The sequence below is a fragment of the Tsukamurella sputi genome (assembly GCF_007858445.1).
Classification (GTDB): domain Bacteria; phylum Actinomycetota; class Actinomycetes; order Mycobacteriales; family Mycobacteriaceae; genus Tsukamurella; species Tsukamurella sputi.
In genome coordinates, this window is sequence record NZ_VIGV01000004.1 from 590,420 (window position 1) to 606,197 (window position 15,778).

The window sequence follows — 15,778 nt, forward strand, 5'->3', positions numbered from 1 at the left end:
CGCCGTGCGGGTGCTCGCCGTCAGCGATGAGGAGGTACCGGGCCTGGCCCTGGCCTCGTCGACGCTGCGCCCCGACCTGATCCTCGGGGCCGGGGACCTGTCCGGCGGGTACCTGGAGTCGCTCGTCGATCGCTACGGCGTGCCCTGCGTCTTCGTCCCCGGCAACCACGATCCGGACCACAGCGGCTATCGCCGCACCCGCGGCGGATTCGTGCGCGGGGGACTGCCGTGCGAGCCGCCCGGTCCGCGCGGCGGGGTCAACGCCGACGGTCGCGTCGTCACCGTCGGCGGCCTGACGGTGGCGGGTCTCGGCGGGTCCGTCCGCTACCGCGGCGGGCCGAACCAGTGGACGCAGTCGCAGGCGGCGCGCCGGGCCTGGCGGGTGCGGTTCGCGGCCCGGCGGCGGACCGTCGACGTGGTGCTCGCGCACTCGCCGGCGCGCGGTGTCGGCGACGGCGACGACGGCCCGCACGAGGGACTGGCCGCACTCGGGCGGCTGGTCGCGAAGCTCCGGCCGCAGGTCTTCGTGCACGGGCACGTGCACCCCTTCGGGCGGCCGGGCCCGGACCGCGAGATCGACGGCGTCCCCGTGCTGAACACCGTCGGATACACCTACTTCGACATCGACCCCGGGAGCCCGGGGACCTATCGCGTGAGGGAGAGGCGACGTGGCGCGTGACACCGGATTCCCCGACGAGGACGCCCGCAGCGACTTCGAGCGGTCGCGGCGGCGCGCGAACATCGCCCGCCTCGCTGCGTGGGTCCGCGGCCAGCCGGGCGACGTCAACGAGGTGCTGCCCTACGACGAGGTGGTCTCCGCGCTGGGACTGGTGACCGAGCGGAGGCTGGGCCTGCAGGTGGTGCCGGTCGCGCAGATCGTGGGCAGCGTCGACCGCACCCGCGACTTCGACAGGTACTTCCGGCCGCGCTCGCCCGCGTTGCGCGCGCGCTGGCAGCGGCTGGCCGCGGCGCAGCGACGGGGCGAGGCGATGCCCCCGGTCGAGCTGAAGAAGGTCGGCGAGATGTACTTCGTGGTCGACGGGCACCACCGCGTGTCGATCGCCTTCGCGCGCGGCTTCACCACCATCGACGCCGACGTCACCGAGGTCGTGACGCGCATCGGCTCGGGAGGCATCGCCGTCCGCTCCGATCTGCTGCTCAAGGACCACCGGAGGCTTTTCCTGGAGCGGGTACCGCTGCAGGGTGCGGAGCGGGAGCGGATCCGGTTCACCAACGCCTGGGACTATTCGGTGCTCGCGGAATCGGTGGAGGCCTGGGGCTTCCGGTTGATCCAGGAGGCGGGGGAGTACCTCCCGCGCACCGTCGTCGCCCGCCGGTGGTTCGACGAGGAGTTCGCGCCGGTCATCGAGATGGCCCGCGCCGCCGGGATCATGGAGTCCTCCACCGACGCGGAGGTGTACCTGTTCGTCGCCTGCGAGCGGTACCGCTTGGTGCGCAAGCACGTCTGGACACCGGAGATCATCTCGGAGGTGTCGGCGCAGAACCGGCCCTGGCAGCCGGGCCGGTTCTTCTGACGGTAGGTCCGTAGGATCGGTGCTCGTGACTTCCGTCGTCGATGCCGTCCGTGCGCACCTCGCCGAGCACTATGCGGGCCGCGGTTTCGCGCCGCCCGCCTCGGCGTCGGTCACCTTCCTCGGGCTGGAGCCGATGACGGTGCAGCGCTGGGTGGGTGACCGGATGGTCGCGTTCGCCAGCGTCGGCTGCTCCCGGCACCCGATGACGGACCCGAACGCGATCGTCACCGTCGACGACGGGCCGCGGGCGGAGGTCGTGCTGGAGCTGCGGCCCGCCACCGCCGGCCCGGGCGCGGCGCTCGACGGGGTGCACCGCTCGCTCGCGATCCTCGCCGCGACGCCCGCCGTCGAGGGGCTGATCCTGGCGCCCGACGCGCTCGTCGACCTGGGGGCACCGCTGTGGGCGGCGGCGCCCTTCACCGCGGTGCTGCTGGGGGAGTCGACGGTGCCGGATCTGCCGCGCGCGGACGGCGAGCCCGTGCGGTTCCTGCGGGCCGACCCGATCACGGCGAACGAGGCCGCCTGGGTGCGCCTCAAGGGCGCCGCGGCGCTGCGCGAGGCGTGGGCGGAGGCGGGCATCGATCCCGCCGACCCCGGTCGCCCCGCCGCACGCGAGGTCTAGTGCGGGAGCGCTAGAGCCACTTGATCCTGCGGAAGACGATGTACAGGCCCAGACAGGCGGCGGCCATGACCGCGAGCACGATGAAGTAGCCGTAGGTCCAATGCAGCTCGGGCATGTTGTCGAAGTTCATGCCGTAGATGCCGGCGATCATGGTGGGCACCGCGACGAGGCCGATGATCGCGGACATCTTGCGCATGTCCTCGTTCTGCTGCATCCCGATCTTCGCGACGGCCGCGTCGATCAGGGAGCTCAGCACGTCGTTGTAGGTCTCCACGTGGTCGGCGACCATCGCCTGGTGGTCGAGCACGTCGGAGAAGTAGCGCTGGATCTCGTGCGGGATGATGTCGGAGAAGTCGCAGGTCAGGCGCTTGAGTGCGTGGGAGAGCGGATGGATGCCGCGGCGCAGTTCCACGATGTCGCGCTTGAGCTGGTAGATCTCGTCGACCTGGGTGCGGGCGCCCGCGCGGAAGACGTCCTCCTCCACCCGGTCGATGTCGTCCTCCAGCAGGTCGGAGACGGCCACGTAGGTGTCCACGACGTGGTCGGCGACGGCGTGCATCACCGCCGACGGTCCCAGTTTGAGCAGTTCGGGATTCGCCTCGAGGTTGCGCCGCACGCGGCGCAGGCTGCCGTGGTCGCCGTGCCGGACGGTGATCACGTGGTCCGGGCCGACGAGGACCATCACCTCGCCCGTCTCGACGATGCGCGCCATCGGGTCGGTGCGGTTGTGTCCCACGTAGTTCACGGTCTTGAGGATGAGGAAGAGCGTGTCGTCGAACCGGTCGACCTTGGGGCGGGTGTGCGTGACCAGCGTGTCCTCGACCGTCAGCGGGTGCAGTCCGAAGACCCGGGAGACCTCGTCCATCTGATGCTGATCGGGATCGAGCAGGCCGACCCACACATAGCCCTCGCCGCGGCGGCGGACCTCCTCGATCGCCTCCACGTAGCCGAACCGGCCGGGTAGGCGCACGCCGTCGACGTAGACGCCGCAGTCGACGACGGCGCGGGCGACCGGGACCGGGACCCGCGGTACATCGGCCTCGCGGACCTCGCGGCGTCCCGCGCCGGGCCGGGGCATGGAGGGGATGGAGGGCATGGACGAGATAGTAGTCGCGGGCCAGACGGGGCGTCCGCGGCGGAGCCGGGTAGAAAGTAGGCGTGAGAACTCGTACGCCCCGCCTCGTCGCGGCCGCGCTGGCCGTGGCGGCGCTCGCGGGCTGTTCGGACGTCGGCGACGCCGCCGACCTGGGCCCGAGGACCGCGCCCGGCACCGTCACCGTCGGCTCCTCGTCGAGCGCGGCCTCTCGGATCGAGGCCCTGATCTACGCCAAGGCGCTGCGTACCGCGGGCACGCCGGTGGAGACGAAGCTGGGCCTCGGTCCGGGGGAGGATGCGGCGGTGGCCGCCGTCGAACGGGGTGATCTGACGGTCGCGCCCGCGCTGACCGGCGCGCTGTGGGAGCGGTACCGCCCCGGTGCCGCGCAGCCCACGAAGGCGAAGGAGACGGAGTCGGAGAACCCGCGGGCGCAGTGGGACGCGCAGTTCGTCGCACTCAGCGCGGTGCTCCCCGAGGGGCTGGGGCTGGGCGATCCGACGCTCGCGCTGGATCAGCCGATGCTCTTCGCGCCCAAGGCGGCCCCGGCCGCGACGCTCCGCGGCTGCGAGGGTCTGTCCGGCGCCGTCGCGGTCCCGGACGGGTCGCCGAAGGACGTGTCGGCGCGCTACGGCTGCGCGACGGGGCCGGTCGTCACCGTCGCCGACGAGGCGGCCGCCGCGCGGGCCGTCGCCGACGGGCGGGCAGCGCTCGCGCAGCTCGGCACGCTCTCCGCGTCCGCCGCCGATCTCGTCCAGGTCGCCGATCCCGACGGTGTCGTGCCCTCGCGCGCCGTCGTCCCGCTGGTCCGGCGCGACGGCCTGACGGTGGCCCAGACCAAGCGCCTCTCCGCGATCGCCGGCGAGCTGACCACCGCGGACCTGGCGGCCATGGTCGTCAAGGTCGAGTCCGGGAAGCGCACGCCCGAGGAGGCGACGGACGACTGGGTCGCCGAGCACCCCTTGAAGTGACCTGACCGCGGCGACAACGCGCTCCGCCCCGCTCTCGGCGGGCGAGAGCGGGGCGGCTGGGCGCTGTGGGACTACTTGAGGCGCTTGTTGAGCTGCTGGTCGACGAGGGCGTTGACGCGCTCGTAGGCCGAACCGCCCAGGCGGACGAGGACGTCGATGATCTTCGCGTCCGCGCCGATGAGCACGCGGCCGCGGTTCTTCTTCACCCCGTTGAGGATGGTGCGCGCCGCGTCGTCGGCCTCGGTGCGGGCGAGGTACTTGTCGAAGAGCTCGGCCGTGGCGGACTGGTCCTTACCCTCGGCGACGGTGGCGTTGCGGGCGATGGCGGTCTTGATGCCGCCCGGGTGCACGCAGGTCACGCCGACGTTGTGATCGCTGGAGAGCATCTCGATGCGCAGCGCCTCGGTGAAGCCGCGGACGCCGAACTTGGCGGCGTTGTAGGCGCTCTGGCCGCCGACGGACAGCAGGCCGAACAGCGAGCTGGTGTTGACGATGTGCGCGTCGCCGGAGGCGATCAGCGCGGGCAGGAAGGCCTTGGTGCCGTTGACGACGCCCCAGAAGTCGATGTCCATGACCCGGTCGTAGTCCTTGAAGGACGTGGTCTCGACGGGCTCGTGGTGCGCGATGCCGGCGTTGTTGAACAGCAGGTTGACGGTGCCGTAGTGCTCGACGACCTCGTCGGCGTAGGCCAGCAGCTGCTCGCGCTCGCCCACGTTGACGACCTTGGTGTGCACCTCGGCGCCGCGGGCGCGGGCGAGCTCGGCGGTCTGCTCGAGGCCGGTCGGGTCGTAGTCGCACAGCGAGAGCTTGGCGCCCTCGTCGGCGAGCTGCAGTGCCAGCTCGCGCCCCATGCCGGAGGCGGCGCCGGTGATGACGGCGACCTTGCCGCGGAAACTCTTCATGCTCTGACAATTCCTCACACTGGTCCGTGCCGGACGGCGGGATTCGGGCTGCCGCTCGGCGTACTTACTCGACAGTAGGGTTGGCATACGACGTCTGTCAACGACCTATTGAGTATGATTCAGTAGGTGACCAGAAAGTCCGTCGCCGCAGCGGTGGGGCGCAAGCGCACCCGGCTCAGTCCCCAAGCCCGGCGCCAACAGTTCATCGACCTGGGCCTGCTCAGCCTCAAGCACCAGGCGCTCGAGCAGGTGTCCATCGAGGACATCGCCAGCCAGGCGGGCGTCTCCGCCGGCCTGCTGTTCCACTACTTCGACTCGAAGCTCGACTTCCAGGTCGCGCTCGTCGAGGAGCAGGCGCGCATCGTGGGGGAGGTCGCCACACCCGAGCGCGACCCCGAGGACCTCGCCGAGGTGATGCCGATCCTCAGCGCGACGCTGGGCACCTACGTCGACCACATCATGGAGAACCGGCAGTCCCTGCTGCCGATGCTGGCCGGTGTCAGCTGGTCCGAGCCGCGGATCCGCACCGCCGTGAAGTCCGTGCGCGAGCAGATCGTGAACCAGTTCATGCGCCAGGCCGACGCCATCGGCGTCGAGCGCTCGCCGCGGTTCGCCCTGGCCATCCACGGCTGGATCGCCGTCGTCGAGGAGACCCTCGTGCAGTGGCTCGACGAGAACGCCGGCTTCGCCGCGATGACCCGCGACGAGGTCGTCGATCACCTCGCCACCATGTTCATCGGTATGGCCGGTGCGGTGGGCCTGGATCTCACGTCCGCGTAAGCCGGGCCCGGTGCGCCGGGCCGGATGGGGGCGACGCCGCTCGCTTAGACCTCCTCTCCTCGCCTAACGGCTCGGCTCGTCCGATGCGCTCGACGGCGTCGCCCCCACCCGCCCCTCTTCCGGTAGTCCGCCGTCTGCGCACGTGCCTCGTGCGCGGGAAGCGGCCGAACACTCTCAGCGCGCACCGTCGAACATGCAGAAGGGCCGGCCCTCCCGAGGGAGGACCGGCCCTGTCGTGGATCAGCCGATCAGAGGGCGAAGGCCTCGTCGATGATCTGGGCCTGCTCGACGGCGTGCACCTTCGACGATCCCGAGCACGGGGCCGACATCGCGCGGCGCGAGACGCGCTTGATGCCGCGCAGGCGCTCGTCGAGCTCGGGGAGCTCGAGGCCGAAGAACGGCCATGCGCCCTGGTTCGCCGGCTCCTCCTGGACCCAGCGGACGTCGGTGGCGTTCGGGTACTTGTCCAGCGTGGCCGGCAGGCGCCGCGACGGGAGCGGGTACAGCTGCTCCATGCGGATGATCGCGACGTCCTCGCGCTTGTCCTTCTTGCGGCGCGCCTCGAGCTCCCAGTAGAGCTTGCCGGAGACCATGAGCAGCTTGGTGACCTTGCTGCGGTCGCCGCCCTCGACCTCGAAGGCCGGATCGTCGATCACCGAGCGGAACTTGCCCGTGGTGAAGTCCTCGACGGGGCTCACCGCGGCCTTGTTGCGCAGCATCGACTTCGGGGTCGCGACCACCATCGGGCGACGCACACCGTCGAGGGCGTGGCGACGCAGGAGGTGGAAGTACGACGCGGGCGTCGACGGCATGGCGACCGTCATCGAGCCCTCGGCGCACAGCTGCAGGAAGCGCTCGATGCGGGCCGACGTGTGGTCCGGTCCCTGGCCCTCGTGGCCGTGGGGGAGCAGCAGCGTGACGCCGGAGGTCTGGCCCCACTTGGCCTCACCCGAGCTGATGAACTCGTCGATGATCGACTGCGCGCCGTTGACGAAGTCACCGAACTGCGCCTCCCAGCACACCAGCGCCGACTCGTCGGCCACCGAGTAGCCGTACTCGAAGCCCAGGCCCGCGTACTCGGTGAGTGCCGAGTCGTAGACCATGAACTTGCCGGGCGAGGCGGTGCCGTCGGGACCGAGGTGGTCGAGCGGGGTGTACTCGGCGCCGGTCTGCCGGTCGATGAGGACCGCGTGGCGCTGCGTGAACGTGCCGCGGCGGCTGTCCTGGCCGGCCAGGCGGACCGTGCGGCCCTCCTCGAGCAGGGTGCCGAAGGCGAGCAGCTCGCCGAAGGCCCAGTCGATGCCGCCCTCGCGCGACATCTCGAAGCGGCGCTTGACAACGGGGGCCACGCGCGGGTGCACGGTGAAGCCGTCGGGGACGTTGGCGTAGGCGTCGCCCACACGCTGGATCTGCTCCAGCGGCACCGCGGTGACGAGCGAGCTCGGCAGCGGCTGGTCGGCGATGATCGACGGTGCGGGCTCGGCCTGGAACTTCTCGAGCTCCTTGACCTCGTTGAAGACCCGCTCCAGCTGACCCTGGTAGTCGCGCAGCGCGTCCTCGGCCTCCTTGGTCGAGATGTCGCCACGACCGATGAGGGCCTCGGTGTAGGACTTGCGGACACCGCGCTTGGTGTCGATCACGTCGTACATGCCGGGCTGGGTCATCGACGGGTCGTCGCCCTCGTTGTGGCCGCGACGGCGGTAGCAGACGAGGTCGATGACGACGTCCTTGTCGAACTTCTCGCGGAAGTCGACGGCCAGCTTGGCCACCCAGACGCAGGCCTCGGGGTCGTCGCCGTTGACGTGGAAGATCGGCGCGCCGATCATCTTCGCGACGTCCGTGCAGTACTGCGAGCTGCGCGAGTGCTCCGGCGAGGTGGTGAAGCCCACCTGGTTGTTCACCACGATGTGGATGGTGCCGCCGTTGGAGAAGCCGGGCAGGTTCGCCATGTTCAGCGTCTCCGCCACGACGCCCTGGCCGGCGAAGGCCGCATCGCCGTGGAGCATGAGCGGCATGACCGGGTGGACGCCCTCGGGCGGGTTCTTCATGTCCTGCTTGGCGTGGACGATGCCCTCGAGCACCGGGTCGACGGCCTCGAGGTGCGAGGGGTTCGCGACCAGCGAGACGGTGATCTCGTTCTCGCCGAACATCTGGTAGTACTTGCCCTCGGCGCCGAGGTGGTACTTCACGTCGCCCGAGCCGTGCGCCTGCGCCGGGTTCAGGTTGCCCTCGAACTCGGTGAAGATCTTGCTGTACGGCTTGCCGACGATGTTCGCGAGCACGTTGAGGCGGCCGCGGTGCGGCATGCCGATGACGACCTCGTCGAGCTCGTGCTCGGCGGCCTGGTCCAGGACGGCGTCCATCATCGGGATGACCGACTCGGCGCCCTCGAGCGAGAAGCGCTTCTGGCCGACGTACTTGGTCTGCAGGAAGGTCTCGAAGGCCTCGGCGGCGTTGAGCTTGCTGAGGATGTACTTCTGCTCGGCGACGGTGGGCTTGATGTCCTTCGTCTCCACGCGCTCCTGCAGCCACTTCTGCTGCTCGGGCTCGAGGATGTGCGTGTACTCGATACCGACGTGGCGGCAGTAGGCGTCGCGCAGCACCGAGAGCACCTTGCGCAGCTTGAGCCGCTCGGCGCCGTGGAAGCCGCCCACGTTGAACGTGCGGTCGAGGTCCCACAGCGTGAGCTCGTAGGTGAGCACGTTCAGGTCGGGGTGCGACTCGAGGCTCTCGTTGTTGTAGCGCAGCGGGTCGACGTCGGCCATGAGGTGGCCGCGGGCCCGGTACGCCGCGATGAGCTCGAGGACGCGGGCGTCCTTGTCGATGCCGTGGGCGGGGATGTCCTGCCGCCAGCGGATCGGCTCGTAGGGCACGTGCATCGTGCGGAAGATGTCGTCCCAGAAGTCGTCGCTCAGCGTGAGCTCGTGGACGTACCGCAGGAAGTCGCCCGACTCGGCGCCCTGGATGATGCGGTGGTCGTAGGTGGACGTCAGCGTGGTGAGCTTGCCGACGGCGAGCTCCGCGATCTTCTCGTCGCTCGCGCCCTGGAACTCGGCGGGGTACTCCATGGCGCCGACGCCGATGATCGCGCCCTGCCCGACCATGAGGCGGGGCACCGAGTGCACCGTGCCGATGCCGCCCGGGTTGGTCAGCGAGATCGTGACACCGGCGAAGTCCTCGGCGCCGAGCTTGCCCTGCCGGGCGCGGCGCACGATGTCCTCGTAGGCGGCCACGAACTGGCCGAAGTCCATCGTCTCGGCTTCCTTGACGGCCGCGACCACCAGGCTGCGGCTGCCGTTCTTGCCCACGAGGTCGATCGCGATGCCGAGGTTCACGTGCGGCGGGGTCACCGCGTTCGGCTTGCCGTCGACCTCGGCGAAGTGCCGGTTCATGTTCGGGAAGGCCTTCACGCCCTGCACCAGGGCGTAGCCCAGGATGTGGGTGAAGCTGATCTTGCCGCCGCGGGTGCGTGCGAGGTGGTTGTTGATGACCACGCGGTTGTCGAACATGACCTTGACCGGCATCGAGCGGACCGACGTCGCGGTCGGCACCTCGCGGCTGGCGTTCATGTTCTTGACGACGGCGTTCGCCGCGCCGCGGAGCACGGTGCGCTCCTCCTCTGCGGGGAACGAGGCGGCGGCGGGCGCCTTCGGTGCGGGCGCGGGCTTCGCGGGCGACGACGGCGCCGGGGTCACCGGTGCGGACGGCGCGGGCGTCAGCGTGGTCTCCGCGGTCTTGGGAGCCTGGGCGGCCGGTGCCGACGCGGGGGCGGCGGACGCCGCGGCGGGCTGCGCCGCGGGCGCCGTGGCGGCGGGTGCGGCAGCGGGTGCCGCGCCGTTGCTCGCCGCATCGCTACCCTGTGCAACCCCCGGCGTGTACTTCGAGAGGAATTCGTGCCAGCTCGGGTCGACCGAATTCGGGTCGGCCTTGAACCGCTCGTACATCTCCTCGACCAGCCACTCGTTTTGGCCGAAATCCGATACAGAACTGCTGCTCACGGCAGGTCCTCGCCTCGATTCATCATCGTCGTCTTTGGCGCGCGCCGCACTGGATCGCAGACGGCGCAAGTCCGCTCGGTCCAGGGTAGTCCACCACGGAAAATGTGTGTCGGCTTACTCCGGTTACGCGGTCGTGGTCACTGCGTGCCCGCCTCCGGGAGACCGGGGGCGGAACCGTCGGTCGCGGATCCGTCGACCACCCGCAGGTGGGTGGTGGGCCACGCGGCGGGGACGGGGCCGAACGCCTGCCGGGTGTTGTTCACGACGTTCTTGCCCAGTGCCCGGTTGCCGCCCGCGCCGACGACGGCGCCGATGCCGGCGGGCAGCAGCTTGCCCATGAGCAGCGGCGCCTTCTTGATGAAGAAGCGCCGGGAGAACATCTTCATGAGCTGCTTGTTCAGGTTGCCCAGGCCGGGGATCTGGCGGGGGTTCTTCTTCAGGCTCAGCAGCGAGGCGTTCTTGGCCCCGAAAGTGGCGCGCAGCGCGCCGAGCCCGGCGTCGCCGAGCACGGCGGTCAGCACGAGCGCCTTGCGCAGCTCGCGGTCCTCGGGGGAGATGCCGTAGACCTCGGCCACCGCCAGCGCGTAGAGCGCGGAGGCCTCCATGAAGACCACGGTCTCCGCGCCGACGGCGCCGATCGCCGCGATGGTCCCGACGCCGGGGACGGCCGCGGTCGCGCCCGCGGCGCCGCCGGTGCCGGTTACGGTCAGCAGGTAGCGCTTCTCCAGCCGCTCGATGATCTGCGCGGGCGTCTCATCGGGGTGGTCCGCGCGCAGGCTCGCGACGTACTTCGCCACCGCGGGGGCCTGCAGCCGGGCCGCGCGGTCGATGACGGAGCCCAGCGCGCCGCCACCGTCGTGCTGGACGGCGGGCAGAGCGGGCTGGTCGGACTGGATGCGGGCGGGCTTGTTCGCCATGGTGACCTCCGTGGGGCGCGATCCAATGGAACCTTTCACTCCATCTAACCCCTGAGGACCGACGGAAAGTTCCCGCCCGCGTGCCGCGGCGACCGCGTGCGGCGTACCGTCGGCCCCTGTGCCGACCATCGACGAGCAGCCGTACACCCTGGTGATCCCCACCCGCTGGAACGACAACGACGTGTACGGGCACGTCAACAACGTCGTCTATTACAGCTACTTCGACACGGTGATCAACACCTACCTGATCGGCGAGGGAGGGCTGGACATCCACGAGGGCGCGACGATCGGCCTGTGTGTGGAATCTCACTGCCGCTACGACGCCCCCCTGGCCTTCCCCGAGCACGTCACGGCCGGGCTCGCCGTCACGAAGCTGGGCCGCTCCAGCGTGCGCTACGCGGTCACTCTGTTCGGTGGGGCGGACCCCGCCGCCGGGTCGGAGCCGCGGCTCGCCGCGGAGGGATGGTTCGTGCACGTCTTCGTCGACAGGGAGACCCGGCGGCCCACGGCGGTCCCGGACGGCATTCGCGCCGCGCTGGAGCGGCTTCTCGTCAGTGGGGCCGCGTAACCTCCGCAGCATGGCTTTCCTCACCCCGCTGGAACCCGTCACCCTGACCGGGCACCTGGTCACGCTCGCGCCGTTGTCGCACGATCAGTACGACGGCCTCGTCGAGGCGCTCGAGGACGGTCAGCTGTGGGATCGCTGGTACACCTCCGTGCCCTCGCCGTCGGGTCTGCGCGCCGAGATCGACCGTCGCCTCGCACTGCAGGAGAAGGGCGAGATGATCCCCTTCACGGCGATCGACGCCGCCGGTCGCGTACTGGGCATGACCACCTACTACGACATCGATCCGGCGGTGCCGCGGATGGAGATCGGCTACACCTGGAACCGCGCCTCCGCGCACGGCACGGGTACCAACGCGGAGTCGAAACTGCTGCTGCTCCAGCACGCCTTCGACGTGCTCGGCTGCGAGTGCATCGGCCTGCGCACCCAGTGGGTCAACACCCAGTCCCGGGAGGCCATCGCCCGGCTCGGCGCGAAGCAGGACGGCGTGCTCCGCAGCTACAAGCGCTACCGCAACGGCGCCCTGCAGGACGCGGTGCTGTTCTCGATCCTCCGGCACGAGTGGCCCACCGTGAACGCGCACCTGCGGCACCGTCTGCGCCACCGGCACGAGGCCTACCGCGCCGTTCCGGAGTAGGCCCGGTTCCCCATGCCCCGACCGCAACCGACGGCCCACGGGCTGTGGCGCCCGGGCCTCGGCCTGGCGCTCTGGTTCACCGACGAGGCGGGCGAGCCGACCGCCGATCCCGACCCCGCGGGCCTGCCCGCGCCGGTCGCCGAGGTGCTCGCCGACCGCCGACCCCGCCGGTCCGTCTCCCTCGCGGGGCCGGACGGCAGGATCGTCGCGCCCGCGCTCACCCTGGGCCCGGAACGTGCCGCCGCGCTCCTCGACGCGCTCACCCCGTCCGACGGTGCCGGTGACCTGCGCTACCTGCGCTGGGTCGCGCAGTCGATCGAGCGCTTCGTCGCCGCGGGCGCGGTGACGCCGGTGCTGCGCCACGACGACGGTGAGTGGATCGTCCGCTGGGCGCCCGTCGAATCGTTGCAGTGGCGCACCTGGGTGCAGTCCGCGGCCGCCGCGATGCCCCCGGTGCTGCGCCGCACGGGCGAGCTGGCCGCGGTCCTCGACATGGCGACCGAGCTCGCGGACCGGTACGCGCGGCAGCGGCTCGGCGACGGCCCGTGGTCCTGGGTGGCGGCGCCCGCTCTGCGCGCCCTGGTCGACGGCGAGCCCCTCCCGCCGAAGGCGGTCGCCGATGCGGGCGCCGCCGCTGCGTGGACGGAGTGGGCCGGCAGCGTCCGCTCCGCAGAGACGCTGCTGGTACTGCGCCTCGTCGAGCCCGACGGCCGCAGCCCGGGGGAGAACCCGCTGGCCCCGCGGACAACGCCGACCGACGCCCCGTGGCGGCTCGAGGTCTGCCGGCGCGTTCCGGGGGCCGCCCCGGTGCGCGCGGAACCGGCGCGGATGAGCCCCGTCGACCTGGACGACCTGGCGGGCGAACTGGCCCGTGCCCTGGCGGTGTACCCGCCGCTCAAGCGGGTCGCGCAGGACGAGTCCTCGCTGGATTTCCTGCTCACCACCGAGGAGGCGGAGGCGCTCTTCCTCGAGGGCGCGCCCGGGCTGACGAAGGCCGGGTACGAGGTGCTGCTGCCGGCGTCGATCGCGACGGTGCGCCCGGCGCTGCGGCTCGTCGGGCGGGAGCAGCCGGGGCGGACGGCGCTGACGGTGCAGGCCGGGCTCGCCGAGATCAAGGACTTCGCATGGCAGCTCGCCGTCGGCGACACGGTGCTGACGGCGAGCGAGCTGGCGACCCTGGCGAACTCCGCGTCGGGCCTGGTGGAGGTGCGCGGCAAGTGGGTCCGCGCGGACCGGCGGACGCTCGCCACCGCGGCCCGGTTCGTCGCCGAACAGCGCTCCGCCGCCGAGTCCGGCACCGACGTGAGCGAGCTGCTCGGGATGATCGCCGATCCCGCCGCGCTGCCGGCGCCGCTGGTCGCGGTCGACGGGCTCGGCTGGCTCGACTCCGTCTACCGCGGCGGCACCATCACCCCCGCGGTCGTGGAGGCCCCGTCGACCCTGAAGGCGCAGTTGCGCGACTACCAGTTGCGCGGACTCGAGTGGCTGGTCACGTTGTGGCGCAGCGGTATCGGCGCGGTGCTCGCCGACGACATGGGGCTCGGCAAGACCATCCAGGTGCTCGCTCTGCTGTGTCATGAGCGCGAGCGCGCGCCGGACGAGCCGGTGCGTCCGACGCTGCTGGTCTGCCCGATGTCGGTCGTGGGCAACTGGGTCGCGGAGGCGCAGCGCTTCGCGCCCGGCCTGCGGCTGCACGTGCACCACGGCATCGACCGGCCCACGGGCGAGGAGTTCGGGAGGATCGCCACCGCCTCAGACGTGGTGGTCACGACCTTCGCGCTCGCGTCCCGGGACCGCGAGCTGTTGTCCGGGCATCACTGGGGGCGGCTCGTGGTGGACGAGGCGCAACACGTGAAGAACGTCAACACGGCCGCGGCGAAGGCGCTGCGGTCGATCCCCGCCGCCCACCGCGTCGCGCTCACCGGCACGCCGGTGGAGAACCGCCTGGAGGACTTGCGTGCCGTGATCGACCTGGTCAATCCGGGTCTGCTCGGCTCGGCCCGCACCTTCCGCAACCGCTTCGCGCTGCCCATCGAGCGCGAGCAGGACCAGGCGGCGGTACGCCGGCTGAACACGTTGACCTCGCCGTTCCTCCTGCGCCGCGAGAAGACCGACCCTGCCGTCGCCCCGGAGCTGCCCGAGAAGGCCGAGTTCACGGTGCGCGCCTCCCTCACGCCGGAGCAGGCGGGGCTGTACCAGGCCGTGCTCAACCGGCTGGTGCAGGAGTTACGCGAATCGCAGGGCATGGGGCGCCGGGGGCTCGTGCTGGCCTCGCTGACCAGGCTCAAGCAGATCTGCAACCACCCCGCGCACTACCTGGGCGACGGATCGCCGCTGTTGCGTCGCGGGCAGCACCGCTCCGGCAAGCTCGAGTTGCTCGCGGACGTGCTGGAGACGGTCGCCGCCGACGGCGAGCGCGCACTCGTCTTCACCCAGTACGCGGAGTTCGCGCGCATGCTGCAGCCCTGGCTCACGGGCCTGCTCGGCGCGGAGGTCCCGGTGCTCGACGGTGCCGTGCCCCGCACGGAGCGCGACGCGATGGTCGCGCGGTTCCAGTCCGGCGGCGGCGCGCCCGCCCTGGTCGCGACGGTGCAGTCGGGTGGCACCGGGCTCAATCTGACCGCCGCGAATCACGTGATCCACGTGGACCGGTGGTGGAACCCGGCGGTCGAGAACCAGGCCACCGACCGCGCCTTCCGCATCGGGCAGACGCGGGCCGTGCAGGTCCGCAAGTTCGTCTGCGCGGGCACGCTCGAGGAGCGCATCGACGGGGTGATCGCGGCCAAGAAGGAGCTCTCCTCGATGACCGTGCGGACGGGCGAGGCCTGGCTGACGGAACTGAACAACGACGAGCTCTACGAGTTGGTGGCCCTGCGCGACGAGGCGGTGGTCTAGGTGGCGCGGAAGGCGCGTGACACCGCGCGGACGATGGGCGGAACCTGGTTCAGCCGCCGCCTCATCCAACAGCGCGAGGACGTCACCGAGCGGCGCAAGATCCAGTACGCGCGCCGCCTGTACCAGGAGCATCAGGTGTACGCGCTGTCCGTGGTGCCGGCGTCGGTCACGGCGACGGTGCAGGGCAGCCAGCTCGACCCGTTCGCGGTCGCACTGTCGCGGATGCCGGGTGATGCGGCTGCGGTGGTCTCCCTCCTGGCGGCGCAGGGCGCGACGGCGGAACTGCTCGGGGTGACGCGCGGGGAGCTGGGACGGGCTCTGGGGGAACTGGTCCTGCCCGAGACCGCGTCCGACGTGATCGTCGACTGCGCCTGCCCCGACGACTCGGGCGCCTGCGTGCACGCGCTCGCCGTCACCTACGAGTTCTGCGCCGCCGCCGACGCGGACCCGTCGCTCGTTCTCGATTTCGCCGGCGTGCCCCTGGCGGGCCTCCTCGCCCGGGTCACCTCGCCCGGGGCCGACGGTGCCGCCCCGGCACCGTCGGAGCGAGCCGCGGGAGACGACTGGGATCCGGACGCCTGGGACGCGGGCGCGGCGGCGTTCTACGGCGAGGGCCATGACCTGCCGCCGCTGCCCGAACCGTCGCCGATCGATGCGATGACGCTGCTCGACCCGGCGCTCCTGCGCATGGCGCTGCGCCGTTCGGGCACGAAACCCGCCGACGTCGCCGAGGCGACCGACGAGCTCGCGGAGCTCTACGACCGCCTCCGGGACCCGCGGTGAGGTGCGGTCCGCGGGCCGGCGGCGGAGTGATCGACGCGGCACCGCGTCGGTGACGGAACCTGTCGGTGGGGATCACTACC

Annotated in this window: 13 protein-coding genes; 9 read left to right on the plus strand and 4 right to left on the minus strand. The window is 71.4% G+C overall.

What is annotated here, in order from left to right; all coding sequences use genetic code 11:
• The first annotated feature begins 4 nt into the window (after window positions 1-4).
• Genes FK268_RS15860 through FK268_RS15870 form a run of 3 tightly spaced genes read left to right on the plus strand, consistent with a single transcriptional unit; the run spans window position 5 to window position 2,157 of the window.
• Entirely contained in the window at window positions 5-679 is a 675-nt protein-coding gene (locus FK268_RS15860; RefSeq protein ID WP_146435704.1) for a metallophosphoesterase family protein, read from the plus strand.
• Window positions 669-1,535 carry a chromosome partitioning protein ParB gene (locus tag FK268_RS15865; protein ID WP_146435707.1) on the plus strand — a complete coding sequence of 289 codons (867 nt, stop codon included), beginning with the start codon at window positions 669-671 and terminating at the stop codon, window positions 1,533-1,535. The genes FK268_RS15860 and FK268_RS15865 overlap by 11 nt, the downstream gene beginning before the upstream one ends.
• Window positions 1,536-1,560: 25 nt before the next feature.
• Window positions 1,561-2,157, plus strand: coding sequence for a suppressor of fused domain protein (locus FK268_RS15870; protein WP_146435708.1), 597 nt, complete (start codon window positions 1,561-1,563; stop codon window positions 2,155-2,157).
• A gap of 10 nt (window positions 2,158-2,167) precedes the next feature.
• On the opposite strand, the gene corA is transcribed toward FK268_RS15870, so the two are convergent.
• Complete coding sequence (gene corA / locus FK268_RS15875; protein WP_438695997.1) at window positions 2,168-3,262, minus strand: magnesium/cobalt transporter CorA; 1,095 nt, start codon at window positions 3,260-3,262, stop codon at window positions 2,168-2,170.
• Window positions 3,263-3,315: 53 nt separating this feature from the next.
• On the opposite strand from corA, the gene FK268_RS15880 reads away from it, so the two are divergent.
• Window positions 3,316-4,221, plus strand: coding sequence for a glycine betaine ABC transporter substrate-binding protein (locus FK268_RS15880; protein WP_146435712.1), 906 nt, complete (start codon window positions 3,316-3,318; stop codon window positions 4,219-4,221).
• Window positions 4,222-4,292: 71 nt separating this feature from the next.
• On the opposite strand, the gene FK268_RS15885 is transcribed toward FK268_RS15880, so the two are convergent.
• Window positions 4,293-5,123, minus strand: a complete 831-nt coding sequence (locus FK268_RS15885) for an SDR family NAD(P)-dependent oxidoreductase (protein ID WP_146435714.1) — start codon at window positions 5,121-5,123, stop codon at window positions 4,293-4,295.
• A gap of 126 nt (window positions 5,124-5,249) precedes the next feature.
• Here FK268_RS15885 and FK268_RS15890 point away from each other — a divergent pair, with 126 nt between their 5' ends.
• Window positions 5,250-5,903 carry a TetR/AcrR family transcriptional regulator gene (locus FK268_RS15890; protein ID WP_146435716.1) on the plus strand — a complete coding sequence of 218 codons (654 nt, stop codon included), beginning with the start codon at window positions 5,250-5,252 and terminating at the stop codon, window positions 5,901-5,903.
• A gap of 248 nt (window positions 5,904-6,151) precedes the next feature.
• Here FK268_RS15890 and FK268_RS15895 read toward each other — a convergent pair whose 3' ends face one another.
• Complete coding sequence (locus FK268_RS15895) at window positions 6,152-9,901, minus strand: multifunctional oxoglutarate decarboxylase/oxoglutarate dehydrogenase thiamine pyrophosphate-binding subunit/dihydrolipoyllysine-residue succinyltransferase subunit (protein WP_146435718.1); 3,750 nt, start codon at window positions 9,899-9,901, stop codon at window positions 6,152-6,154.
• A 137-nt stretch (window positions 9,902-10,038) separates the two neighbouring features.
• On the minus strand, window positions 10,039-10,818 hold the full coding sequence (locus FK268_RS15900) for a hypothetical protein (protein WP_146435720.1): 780 nt from the start codon (window positions 10,816-10,818) through the stop codon (window positions 10,039-10,041).
• A 118-nt stretch (window positions 10,819-10,936) separates the two neighbouring features.
• On the opposite strand from FK268_RS15900, the gene FK268_RS15905 reads away from it, so the two are divergent.
• From FK268_RS15905 to FK268_RS15920, 4 genes are read left to right on the plus strand one after another with little or no spacing between them, the layout of a single operon-like run.
• Complete coding sequence (locus FK268_RS15905) at window positions 10,937-11,386, plus strand: acyl-CoA thioesterase (protein WP_146435722.1); 450 nt, start codon at window positions 10,937-10,939, stop codon at window positions 11,384-11,386.
• A gap of 10 nt (window positions 11,387-11,396) precedes the next feature.
• On the plus strand, window positions 11,397-12,020 hold the full coding sequence (locus FK268_RS15910; RefSeq protein ID WP_146435723.1) for a GNAT family N-acetyltransferase: 624 nt from the start codon (window positions 11,397-11,399) through the stop codon (window positions 12,018-12,020).
• Between the two features lie 12 nt (window positions 12,021-12,032).
• On the plus strand, window positions 12,033-14,915 hold the full coding sequence (locus FK268_RS15915) for a DEAD/DEAH box helicase (protein ID WP_146435725.1): 2,883 nt from the start codon (window positions 12,033-12,035) through the stop codon (window positions 14,913-14,915).
• Complete coding sequence (locus tag FK268_RS15920; RefSeq protein ID WP_146435727.1) at window positions 14,916-15,698, plus strand: hypothetical protein; 783 nt, start codon at window positions 14,916-14,918, stop codon at window positions 15,696-15,698.
• The last annotated feature ends 80 nt before the right edge of the window (window positions 15,699-15,778 follow it).

Bases quoted from the DNA above. Each gene is read 5' to 3' on its own strand.
- FK268_RS15885 (WP_146435714.1), bottom strand. From the start codon at position 5,123: ATGAAGAGTTTCCGCGGCAAGGTCGCCGTCATCACCGGCGCCGCCTCC.
- FK268_RS15900 (WP_146435720.1), bottom strand. From the start codon at position 10,818: ATGGCGAACAAGCCCGCCCGCATCCAGTCCGACCAGCCCGCTCTGCCC.
- FK268_RS15910 (WP_146435723.1), top strand. From the start codon at position 11,397: ATGGCTTTCCTCACCCCGCTGGAACCCGTCACCCTGACCGGGCACCTG.
- FK268_RS15915 (WP_146435725.1), top strand. From the start codon at position 12,033: ATGCCCCGACCGCAACCGACGGCCCACGGGCTGTGGCGCCCGGGCCTC.